10 protein-coding genes are annotated in these 12019 nt (G+C 39.0%); all 10 read left to right on the top strand.

Going from position 1 to position 12019, the window contains the following annotated elements; translation table 11 throughout:
• Positions 1 to 183: 183 nt before the first annotated feature.
• Positions 184 to 1395 (top strand): EAL domain-containing protein, encoded by a 1212-nt coding sequence (locus tag Gferi_RS08710; RefSeq protein WP_069975571.1) that lies wholly within the window; start codon positions 184 to 186, stop codon positions 1393 to 1395.
• A 237-nt stretch (positions 1396 to 1632) separates the two neighbouring features.
• Positions 1633 to 3411 (top strand): GGDEF domain-containing protein, encoded by a 1779-nt coding sequence (locus tag Gferi_RS08705; RefSeq protein ID WP_169832972.1) that lies wholly within the window; start codon positions 1633 to 1635, stop codon positions 3409 to 3411.
• A gap of 87 nt (positions 3412 to 3498) precedes the next feature.
• Positions 3499 to 4617 (top strand): LuxE/PaaK family acyltransferase, encoded by a 1119-nt coding sequence (locus Gferi_RS08700; RefSeq protein WP_069975567.1) that lies wholly within the window; start codon positions 3499 to 3501, stop codon positions 4615 to 4617.
• A 1-nt stretch (position 4618) separates the two neighbouring features.
• On the top strand, positions 4619 to 5917 hold the full coding sequence (locus tag Gferi_RS08695; RefSeq protein WP_069975565.1) for an acyl-CoA reductase: 1299 nt from the start codon (positions 4619 to 4621) through the stop codon (positions 5915 to 5917).
• 305 nt (positions 5918 to 6222) lie between these two features.
• A complete protein-coding gene (locus tag Gferi_RS08690; protein ID WP_069975564.1) occupies positions 6223 to 6870 on the top strand; it encodes a bifunctional 4-hydroxy-2-oxoglutarate aldolase/2-dehydro-3-deoxy-phosphogluconate aldolase in 648 nt (215 codons plus the stop codon).
• Between the two features lie 19 nt (positions 6871 to 6889).
• Entirely contained in the window at positions 6890 to 7912 is a 1023-nt protein-coding gene (locus tag Gferi_RS08685; protein ID WP_069975562.1) for a sugar kinase, read from the top strand.
• 7 nt (positions 7913 to 7919) lie between these two features.
• The gene (locus tag Gferi_RS08680; RefSeq protein WP_069975560.1) at positions 7920 to 8891 is read left to right on the top strand and encodes a bifunctional 4-hydroxy-2-oxoglutarate aldolase/2-dehydro-3-deoxy-phosphogluconate aldolase; all 972 of its coding nucleotides are present in this window, start codon (positions 7920 to 7922) and stop codon (positions 8889 to 8891) included.
• Between the two features lie 87 nt (positions 8892 to 8978).
• Positions 8979 to 9971: a tripartite tricarboxylate transporter substrate binding protein gene (locus Gferi_RS08675; RefSeq protein ID WP_069975558.1), complete on the top strand. Its 993-nt coding sequence runs from the start codon at positions 8979 to 8981 to the stop codon at positions 9969 to 9971.
• 55 nt (positions 9972 to 10026) lie between these two features.
• A complete protein-coding gene (locus Gferi_RS08670; protein WP_069975556.1) occupies positions 10027 to 10479 on the top strand; it encodes a tripartite tricarboxylate transporter TctB family protein in 453 nt (150 codons plus the stop codon).
• Positions 10480 to 10491: 12 nt separating this feature from the next.
• Positions 10492 to 12015, top strand: a complete 1524-nt coding sequence (locus Gferi_RS08665; protein WP_069975549.1) for a tripartite tricarboxylate transporter permease — start codon at positions 10492 to 10494, stop codon at positions 12013 to 12015.
• Positions 12016 to 12019: the final 4 nt, after the last annotated feature.

Genomic DNA, 12019 nt, shown 5'->3' with positions numbered 1-12019 from the left:
GAAATACAATTCCAAGATACGCTATATCGGTTTTAGTATAGCAAAAATTACAATGCGTATTGTTATAGGGAAGTAAAATTCTATTATAGAGATTTTACTAGGATTTAACAATTCCATAATATCTCGTTTCTCCAGGAATTATATAATGAATATGGAAACTACGAAGCGTAAAGGATGAATAGGATGAGTCTAGCAGCACAAAAGATTTCCCGCTACAATGAATTAATACATATATTAAAGAACAAATCGATTAGAACCGTTTACCAGCCTATAGTAGCATTAGATAATGGAAACATATTAGGATATGAAGCATTGAGCAGGGGGCCTCATAATTCTGCCCTTGAATCCCCAGCCCAGCTGTTTGACGCTGCCGAAGAATTTGACCGCCTATGGGAAGTAGAGCTCCTTTGTAGAACGAAGGCTTTAGAAAATGCCAGAAAACTGCCAGAAAAGAAATTACTCTTTATAAACGTAAATCCTGAAATCATTAAAGACCGAAAATTCAAGAAGGGATCTACGAAGGAGTATATATCAAAGTTCGGGATCAATCCTTCCAGCATTATATTTGAGATTACGGAGAAAACCGCTGTAAACGATTATAAAAGCTTCAGAAATACGATTGATAATTACATTAGCCAAGGCTATAAGATTGCAATCGATGATACAGGAGCCGGTTACTCGGGGTTGAGACTCCTGGCAGAAACCCATCCTCAATACATTAAGATTGATATGGCATTGATCAGAGACATTGATAAGGATATTATCAAGCAGGAACTGATAAAGACTTTCTGTTCTTTTGCCAAGGCTACAAATATGAGATTGATTGCGGAAGGAATCGAAACGATAAATGAATTAAACTGTCTAATTGATATAGGTGTACACTATGGGCAGGGGTACTTTCTCCAAAGGCCTGTGGATGAATTTGTTTTGATTAATCAAAGTGTTAAAGAAGTAATTCTCTTCAGAAATCAAATATTTAATAAATCTAAAGTTTGCTTGCATGAAATGAACATTGGCGAAATTGCAAGAATAGATAAAAGCTTAGAAATCAGCAGATCTATTGGAGAGGCTTATCAAATATTTCAAAACAATTATCATTTACAGGGTATAGCCATCTGTAATCAGAGGGAACCGGTAGGACTCCTCATGAGATCAAAATTAAACCTGGAAGTTTCGTTAAAACCAAAGAAGGATGAATTTTTCAAAGAAAAGCTTGAAAAGATCATGGAAAATAATCCGCTTATTCTTGACTATTTCACTTCAGTAAAGGAAGCATGCAGAAAAGTCACTGCGAGGAGAGAAGAAAATATATATGATTATATTATCATAACGAAAGAAAACAAATATTATGGCGTTGTGCCCGTAGGAACCCTTTTGAATGTATTAAACGGGTAAAACGGTTTTATAGAATGGTTTGCAGTTTGTTAAAAATAAGAGATCCCTTAATAGAATTCTTTATCAAAAAGAATTCTATTTTTATTGTGGTCTCCATATATGTAAAAATATCCCTTCTACTAGTTTTCTCCATAAAGTTAACGAACTTTTAATTCATTAAGGAAAGAACATAGCTATAATGAAAATAAATAGGACAAAGTTCCTGTTTATATAATGAAATTTTGTGGAGTGAGTAAATTGAATCAGAAAAATATTGAAGATTTGAATTATAAACAGTATGAAGAAGTTATTGTCACTGAAGATATTGATATGGTATTTCAATGTATCTTATCTTTAAAAGATGGTGGCGTTCTAGGATATGAAGCTTTATGCAGGGGTCCAAAGGGTACGGCCTTCGAAGACCCAAAAGAATTGTTTAAAATGGCAAAAGCTTGTGGAGATATTATAGCGCTGGAGCGGATATGCAAGAAGAGGGCTTTAGAAAAATTCCAAAGAAAAGGGGATCATCTCAAGCTGTTTGTAAACATTGACCCGTACTGTTTTTTGAAAGAAGAAGGAGAAAATTTGCTGAATGACTTTTTTTCATCCTGGGACAGGGATTCCGGTTATGTCGTATTTGAAGTTACCGAACAGACTTGCATCCATGATTATACACGTTTTCACAATACGCTGCGCAAATATAAGGATTTAGGTGCGGATATTGCTATAGGCGATGTAGGAAACGGATATGCGGGGCTAAATCTGTTGACCAGTGTAGAACCCCTGTACATGAAAATGGATATGAAATTGATCCGGGATATTCATAAACAACCCTTCAAGCAGGCATTACTGAAGGCTTTTGTGGAGTTTTCCAATAGTACAAATTCTAAACTGATTGCTGAAGGAATTGAGACAGCAGAGGAATTAGACTGCCTAATTGATCTGGGCATTCACTATGGTCAGGGATACTATATTCAAAAACCGTCAGCAGAACTTCTCAATACACATCCTGTTATAAGATCACGTATTTTAGAAAGGAATTTGACAAAAGGAGATATCCGTCTGAGAAATATTACCAGTACCCGAATCGGAGAGATCAGTAAATGTATACCGTATATTCGTCCCGAAACCCTGGGAAAAGAGGTGAATCTGGTATTTGAAAAGGGATCAGACATTCAGGGACTGCCGGTAATAGATCAGGACAAACCCGTTGGATTGATCATGAAGCACAAGTTTTACAGGCATTTGGGAAAGCAATATGGATATGCTATTTTTATGAAAAGAACCATAGACCGATTGATGGACAAAGCTCCTTTGACGATAGATTATGATACCCCTCTGGACCGTGCTTCAGAAATTGCCATGATGCGGGAGGAGGATACACTCTACGACTATATCATTGTAACAAGAGACGGCAAATATTATGGAATTGTTACAGTGAAGGACTTGCTTCAGAAAACAACAGAGATTGAACTGGACCGTGCCAGATATGCCAATCCGCTGACCGGGTTACCGGGGAATATGGTGATTGACCAAAAAATAAGAAATATGATTGTTTCTAAGAAGCAGTATGCCGTACTCTATTTCGATCTGGATAATTTCAAACCCTATAATGATGTCTATGGATTTGAAAATGGAGATAGGGTTATTGAAATGACAGCAGCATTGATAGAACAGCGCATGAAAGCGCTTGATTTTCATGAGGGCTTCCTAGGACATATAGGAGGAGATGATTTTGTGGCTGTAGTGGAAAGCCATCAAATTCATAAGCTGTGTGAGGCGATTATCGAAAAGTTTGATAAACGGATCTTAGATTTTTATTCGGAATTAGATTGTAAAAAGGGATACATTATGGCTGAAAACCGTCATGGCATTATTGAAAAATTCCCGGTAATGAGTTTGTCCATTGCCGTTGTGACAAACCGTTATAAAAACTTTGAGCGTGTGTCCCAACTGGCAGAGTATGCCAGTAAAATTAAGAAGAAATGTAAGGCTTGCTGGACAAGCAACTATATTATAGGAGATACCCCCGAATAAGATGCAAATCCTCCAAATATATTGTAAAATAAAGGAAAGGATATAAAAGGAAATTCAGATCGCAGAGCATGGGAAAGAGGGGGCGCTATGACCGCAAGAGAGAAGCTATTTGCTTATAATAAGATCTATGACCAGGAGGGCAGCAAAATCTTATTTTTGGAAGCAATGAAAGAATCTATTGAGCATCATCGTGTACACTGCGCATTTTATGAAAAATTACTAAAAGATCGCGGATTTTGCATTGAAGATATTGCGTCAGTGGAAGATTGTGAGAAAATACCAGCCATTCCTGTAAGTTTTTTTAAATACCATGAGGTTCTTAGCCGGAATAAAGCGGATATTGAGATTCATGCTACATCGTCGGGCACACAGGGACAAAAAAGCCAAATCTTTCTAGACGGAGAATCGATCAAGCTGGGGACGAAAATGGCGGTTAAAGCAATGAAATATCACGGATTTATCTCATTTATTCCTACGAACTACCTGATGTTAGGCTATGAGCCCAAAGCAGGCAATGAAATGGGAAATGTAAAGGTGGCCCTTGGCATGACCCGATTTGCTCCTGCAAAAGAAAAGGTATTTGCCTTGAGGCCTATCGGAGACCGCTATGAGATTGATTATTTTGGGATTATGAGTGCCCTTAAGCGGTTTAATAGACAAAAACTGCCTGTGCGCATAATGGGTTTCCCTTCCTATCTGTACATGCTTTTAAAAATGATGCGTGATTCAGGGGTAGAGCCGTTGAAATTGAACAGAAGATCTTTAGTGCTTACCGGCGGCGGCTGGAAAAAGTTCGACGACATGATGATCGATAAAAAGGCATTATATCAAATGGTTGAAGAATTCTTAGGAATTCCTTCAAAAAATTGCCGCGACTTTTATAGTGCAGTTGAGCATAGTGTTGCTTATCCGGAATGTGAAAACCACCATATGCATGTACCGATATGGAGCAGAGTGATTATCAGAGATGTGAAAACCTTACAGCCTTTAGGATTTGATCGGCCTGGATTTTTAAGTTTTGTCAGTCCATTGGTTTCTTCTATGCCGATATCTTCTGTCATTATGGGAGATATGGCGGTGTTAAGAGACGGCAAAGGGTGTGGATGCGGAATTACTACCCCTTATTTCGAAATCCTTGGAAGGGCAGGAACAGCAAAGGCAAGAAGCTGCGCTGTAGCTGCTTCTGAATATATGGGAGGAGAATAAAATGGATAATATTTATAGAGGAGAACCCCTTTTAAAGGAGGATATTAGCAGCAAGATTTTTGAACTAAGGCAAAAGATAGAAGAAGACCTGCTGCTTGAACCACTCATGCCAGAGGTAGTCATTGAAGCAGCACATGTATTATCAAAAGAAATCAATCAGCAGGAAGTTGCCGGACAGCTTGCTGCACTGGGCGTGCCAAAATGGGCGGCAAAAGAATATGTCCGTGTGACAATTGACAGCTTAGACAGAAGCGCACTGCTAAAAAAGCTACATGCTGAGCTAGGGGAAAATCCTTTTACATGGAAAAAGGTTGATGAAGGAATAGAAGAAAAGAACCACCCCCTCGGTGTAATCCTACATATTGGAGCAGGAAATACGTTGGGAGTTTCTGCCTTCAGTGTAATCGAAGGGCTCTTAACAGGAAATATAAATATTTTAAAACTGCCTGAAAATGAGGCGGGCATATCTTCTAGGCTGCTTATGGGGCTTATTGAAATAGAACCTCGATTAAAGCCATATATCTATGTATTTGATGTATCTTCCAAAAATAGAGAAGCCATTCATCAGCTTATCGAAGTAGCAAATGCAGTTGCCGTATGGGGTTCGGATGAAGCGATTAGCGCCATCAGACAGCTTGCACCACCATCACTGCCGATTATTGAGTGGGGACATCGATTGAGCTTTGCTTATTTTACAAAGAATAAAAATACTGATTGGGATTTGCAGGGCTTGGCAAAAGATATTTGTTCAACGGACCAGCTGTACTGCAGTGCGCCCCAGTGTGTTTTTTATGAGACCGATGATCCGGAAGAAATAGACGACTTTGCCTATAGGTTGTCAAAGCATATTGAGGATGCGGCAAAACAATATCCGCCGGCGGCTAGGCCGCTGGATGTGCAAGCGCAAATCACCTGGACCCTGGAGCTTGTTAAAATGGAGGAAATTCTAAAAGAGAAAAAATTGATTACAGATAAAAAGAAACAATATAGCGTTCTGGTAGATTATCATGCTGATTTGAAAGCATCACCACTATTTCGTAATATATGGGTTATGCCAATAAGACGGGAAAAATTATTAAGTTTGTTAAGAGCGCATAAAGGGCACTTGCAAACAGTAGGATTGAGCTGCGAAAATGAAGAATTTGATGAACTATCGAAGCTTTTCTATGGAGCAGGCATCTGTAGAATTACACCTTGCGGGTATATGTCTGTGAATTATACAGGTGAGCCTCATGATGGCATGTATGCCTTAGGGCGATATGTGAGGAAAGTTAATAAGCGGTACCTTTGTGGCATTTAAGATTTCTGTTTTTGACATATGATTTCTAAAGACCGTTTTAAAAAATACCCCCTGTTTTTCTTATTTTGAGAAAAACAGGGGGTTGTTTTATATTCGTGAGGAAAGGATTCATTCTTTATGGATGTAGTTTTATATTGCAATAGAGATTGAGTTGAAAATCTAGAAATTTCCATTTTTTATTTTAATAAATAAACAAATTGACAACTTTAACCAATGATGATATATTATTATTGAATCAAGTACATCATTGTTGAACTAATGAACAATAGCAAGAATGACAGACTATTGTAAAAGGGGGTGAAGATATGTATATAAATACAAAAAATTTTATTTTGGAAAATAAAATTATCACAATTTGTCGTCGAATTTATGGAGATAAGCTTTTGAAGCTTGTCGAAGCGCTGCATAAGGGAGGCATTAATCTTGTTGAGGTTACTTTTGATCAAAGTGATTCTCAATGTATGGAAAAAACCGCAGAAGCTATTCGATCGTTATGTGAGCATTTTGGGAAGGGAATGATGATCGGCGCAGGGACTGTCATTATGCCTGAGCAAGTTATTGCAGCGAAGGATGCAGGTGCCGGATATATTATTTCGCCGAATGTAGATGAAAAAGTTATTATGCTTACTAAACAATTGGGGTTAGTCTCTATACCAGGAGCCATGACGCCCACAGAAATAACGTCAGCACATAATCTAGGTGCAGACATTGTGAAAGTATTTCCTGCAGGTTATTTGGGGCTAAAATATATCAAAGATGTCCGTGCACCGCTCAGTCATATTCATTTGGTTGCAGCAGGCGGTGTTACCGAGGAAAACGTTCTAGAGTATCATAATGCTGGATATAGTTGCTTTGGAGTTAGCGGCAGACTTACAGACGCTAAGGTAATAGACGCCGGTGATTATACAGAATTTACAAGACGTGCACAAGCATTTGTAAACGCTTGCCGATAGATTGGAGTAGATTGTGACGATGGAAAAAATTATATGTTTTGGAGAGGTGTTATTGAGATTAGGTCCGGAGGGCTACTACAGATTTATTCAGGCAGATAAGTTTGTTGTAAATTATACCGGTGCAGAAGCAAATGTGGCTGTTGCGCTGGCGCAATTTGGCATGAAAACGGAAGTAGTGACAAAACTTCCGAATAACGATATTGCAAAAGCTGCGGTTGCTACACTTAAAAAGTTCGGTGCAGGTACAGAAAACATCGTATATGGCGGGGATCGCGTCGGTGTGTACTTTGTCGAGAAAGGTGCTTCTCAAAGACCATCAAAGGTGGTATATGATAGAAAATATTCATCTATTTCATTTGCCAAACAAAATGATTTCAACTGGGATAAAATATTTGAAGACGCTTCAGCCTTTATTTTTACAGGTATTACTGCAGCCCTCGGTGAAAATCTGCCAGCTATATTATTAGATGCCTGCAAGATGGCGAGAGCAAAAGGGGTGAAGGTGTTTTGTGATTTGAATTACCGGAAAAACCTTTGGACTCCAGAAAGAGCGCAGAGTGTCATGCAGGAACTGGTTCATTACGTAGATGTGCTAATAGGCAATGAGGAAGATGCAGATAAGGTTTTAGGTGTTAAAGCTGCAAATACAGATGTTGCAAAGGGGGAGCTGGACAAGACGTCCTATATTGATGTTGCAAGAAAACTAACGGAAAGATATGGATGTCAAATGATTGCAACGACACTTAGAACAAGTATTTCAGCATCAGATAATAACTGGGCAGGGATGCTTTATACAAATGGCAAGGCTTATTTTTCCAAGGAGTATAAAATACATATTGTTGATCGTGTAGGTGGTGGAGATTCCTTCGCTTCCGGGCTAATGTACGGGTTATTGAATGGCTTTGAAAGCCAGGAGGCCCTTGAATTTGCAGTCGCAGCATCATGTCTGAAGCATTCCATAGAGCTTGATTTTAATCTGGTCTCAGTTTCAGAAATTGAAGCTTTGGTAAAAGGGGATGGATCCGGAAGAGTCCAAAGGTAGGTGAATTATGAAAGAACTATTTGAGCTGATTAAGGATTTAGGCATGGTACCAACCCTTGCTATTGAAGATGCAAAGGATGCCGCCAATATTGCAAAGGCATTAAATAATGCTTCTCTTCCATTAATGGAGGTAATGCTGAGAACTGAGTCAGGCTTTGAAGCTATTCATAGAATCGCAAAGGAAATGCCCAAATTTACAATTGGTGCAGGAACGGTATTAAGCTGTGAACAGGCAAAAAAAGCTATTGACGCAGGTGCAAGTTTTATTGTTTCACCCAATTTTAATGAAGAAGTTGTGAGATTTTGTACCGGCAAAAATGTTACAATAATACCAGGCTGTACAACGCCTACAGAAATAGACGCAGCAAGAAAGATGGGCATTCAGATAGTAAAGTATTTTCCAGCAGTGCCGCTAGGCGGTGTGGAATCCATGAAATTGTTAGCGGGTGCCTTTCCGGAAGTACGCTTCATTGCAACAGGAGGTATAACCCGTGAACATCTAAAGACCTATACAAAAAATGCAAAAATCATTGCTGTTGGCGGTGGTTTCATGGTGGACAAATCAGCGATTAAAAACCGGGATTTTGTGGCTCTTGAGCAATATATAAAGGAAACGGTTGCTGATCAATTGAATTTTACTATTCAACATGTTGGAATAAATGCTAAAGATCTCACAGAGGCAGCAGAAACGACCAATGCACTTTGTGATCTATTGGGTCTCCCTTCGAGAGAGGCTTCAAAATCCTTGTTTGCTGGAAATTTATTTGAAGTTATGAAGTTTAAATTTTATGGTGAAAACGGCCATGTTGCATTGGGAACCGATGATGTGCCAAGAGCATATGCCTTTTTTCAACGCAAGGGTATGTCCTTTATCGAGGACACGAAGGCATATGATGAAGATGGAAGACTGGAAGTAGTTTACTTAAAGGAAACATTTGGAGGGTTTGCGATACACTTATTAAAGAACCCTAAAAAATAAACGTTTCATTTAAACCGTGTAATCAAATAGAATTAAAATTTATTTTGCATTGACTACATAAATTTAAGGATATTGGGAGGAAATTACATGAAAAAATTAAGAAGCAGTTTACCCATTATAACGGTACTTGTCATTGTCCTTGCCCTATTCACAGGTTGTACACAAACAAAGAGTACAGGAGGGAAAACAGATTTTCCAACCAAACAGCTCACCCTGGTAGTGCCGTATTCACCAGGCGGTGCATCAGATACCGTTGCAAGAATTTTTGCCCAAGAGCTTGAAAAAAGCTTAGGCAAGCCTGTTATCGTTACAAACAAAACAGGGGCTTCCGGCGCAGTTGGATTAGAGTTTGTTAAAAATAGTACAGCAGACGGGTACACCATAGCCTATATGCCGGTAGAATCTACAATGATCAGTGCATTGGGACTGACTGATTTGACAAGCAATGACTTTGCGTTTTTTGCACGTGCAATGACTATTCCGGCGTCTGTAACTGTTCGTAAGGATGCAAAGTGGAATACATTAGAAGAATTTTTGACTGATGCAAAAGCAAACCCAGGAAAAATTCTTGTGGGAAATTCAGGAACCGGCTCTATTTGGCATATTTCTGCAGCTTTGTTGGAGCAAGCAAATGACAGCAAGTTTACACATGTGCCTTTTGAAGGTGGAGCACCAGCAGTGGCTGCACTTATGGGTGGGAATATAGATGCAGTTACGGTAAGCCCGTCAGAGGTAAAAGCCGGTGTTGATGGCGGTGAATTTAAGGTATTGGCAGTTCTCGGAGAAGAGAGATCCAGCATTATTCCGGATGTACATACGGCAAAAGAACAAGGCATTGATGTTGTAGCGCAAGCCTGGGGAAGCTTTGCGGTACCGAAAGATACACCGGAAGAAGTCGTGGAGATTCTTGAAGAGGCTGCTAAAACAGCTATAAATTCGGATGCTGTGAAAAAACTACTTGCAGAACGGGGTTTCGAATTTGCATATCTACCGGGGGCAGAAATGGATGCCATTGCAAAGAAGCAGCTTGAAATGTATGCAGAATTAATTCCAAAGCTAGGTATTGCGCAGAAAAAGTAATTAAAGCACAGGGTGAGAAAATTCTCACCCTATACGTTCATATTAAGGAGGAACTATGTTTAAGGGAGATACGATACCAGGTGTATTATTTGTAATACTAGGCGGACTTTTCATATTCCCCTCTTTAAGTCTCGGAATAGCATCGCCAACCTCAGATGGTGTTCCAGGCCCGGGTTTTTTTCCATTTATTATGGCCTTGATGGTTGTTGTATTTGGGTTGATTCTTTTTATAAGAGGAATAAAAGCAAATGGAAGTTTTGAATACTTTAAATTAGAGGATGCACAAAAAAAGAATAAAAAACTTTTTTTCACAACTGTTTTTGCAATTTTGGTATTTTTAGCTTTATGGAAGCTAACAACATTTTTAATTGCAGCAGCATCGATTTCTCTATTTTTAAACTGGACCTATGAAAGAACACTTAAATTTAATGCGGTTTATACAGTACTGTTTGTAGGTCTAATTTATTTTGTATTTAATATGCTGCTCAGAGTACAGTTTGTTATTTAGGAGGTGGGCATTATGGAATGGATTACAGGTTTGATGGATATATTACAGCCGATGGTTATCTTTTGCACTTTCATTGGCGTTATCGTAGGAACAATTGTAGGCTCACTTCCAGGGTTGTCTGCAACGATGGCTATTGCAATACTAACACCCCTTACATTTTGGTTCAGCCCGGCAGAAGGCTTTGCAATGCTGATTGGTCTTTGGAATGCTGCAATATTTGCAGGAGGTATATCAGCCATCCTAATCAATACGCCAGGAACGCCGGCTTCAATCGCCTCAACTTTTGATGGATATAGTCTGTATAAAAAAGGACAGGGTGGCTTGGCATTGGGAATAAATGTGATTTATTCTGTATTTGGTGGAGTAATAAGTACCATTGTTTTAATTCTATTTTCTTTTCCGCTTGCAAAATTTGCAATAAAATTTGGACCTTCGGAGTATTTTGCCCTGGCATTATTTGGACTGTCTATGATGATAGCGGTATCCGAAAATTCAGTGATTAAGGGTTTGATCGTAGGATTTTGCGGATTGCTTTTATCAACTATAGGCATTGACCCCATATTGGCTACGAAAAGATTTACCATGGGTTCTACAAGCTTAGTTGCAGGCATCTCATTTTTACCGATTATGATTGGCATGTTTGGCATTGGGGAGGTACTGTCTCAAATTTTTGAACGAAACTGGGAACTTGAAAAGCGTGAAGAAACAGAAAAGAGAAAGAATCTTCAGCTTGGAAGAGTTATCCCGACGAAAGGGGAGGCATTACAACTTGCTAAACCAACATTGATTGCATCTATAGTTGCTTCTGTTGTTGGAGCTGTACCGGCGGCAGGCGGGGATATAGCCTCTATTATCTGCTGGGGACAAGCAAAGAAAACTTCAAAACACCCTGAAGAATATGGAAATGGTTCGATAGAGGGACTTGCGGTAAGTTGTGCGGCAAATAATGGCGTTATTGGAGGCGCCCTTACAACCATGCTGACATTGGGAATTCCAGGAGATACTGTTAGTGCAATTTTGATCGGTTCACTGATGATGTATGGGATGCAGCCAGGGCCCAAAATGTTTACAGAGAATAAACCATTTGTAATAAATATAATGTTGTTAATGCTTCTTGCGTACTTGATTATATTCGTTTTTGGACTTTTGACAGCAAAACTATCTGCAAGAGTATTAAATGTTCGTAAAGAAACCGTATGGGTTTCTGTTATGATTCTCTGCGTAGTAGGTTCTTATGCTCTAAATAACAGCTTTTTTGATGTGATGATTATGGTAGCAGCAGGATTCTTGGGTTTTGTATTCAAACGCGGCGGTTATGCACCTGGCCCATTTATATTAGGGCTGCTTCTAGGGGGAATGCTTGAATCAAATATGCGTAGAGCTTTAGTAATGTCACAAGGCAGCTACTCAATTTTTTTTACAAGACCTGTGACATTTATTCTGATTATTTTTACAGGAATTTCTTTATTTTATCCTGCAATAAAGGCAGCTGTTGTTAGATACAGAAATAGTACGGTTAAGTCCGTAGTAAAATAAAATG

Origin of the sequence: Geosporobacter ferrireducens (assembly GCF_001750685.1) — a bacterium.
In the GTDB taxonomy this organism is placed as follows: domain Bacteria; phylum Bacillota; class Clostridia; order Peptostreptococcales; family Thermotaleaceae; genus Geosporobacter; species Geosporobacter ferrireducens.
The sequence above is the reverse complement of the archived record's forward strand: the minus strand, read 5'-3'. Positions and strand labels throughout refer to the sequence as shown.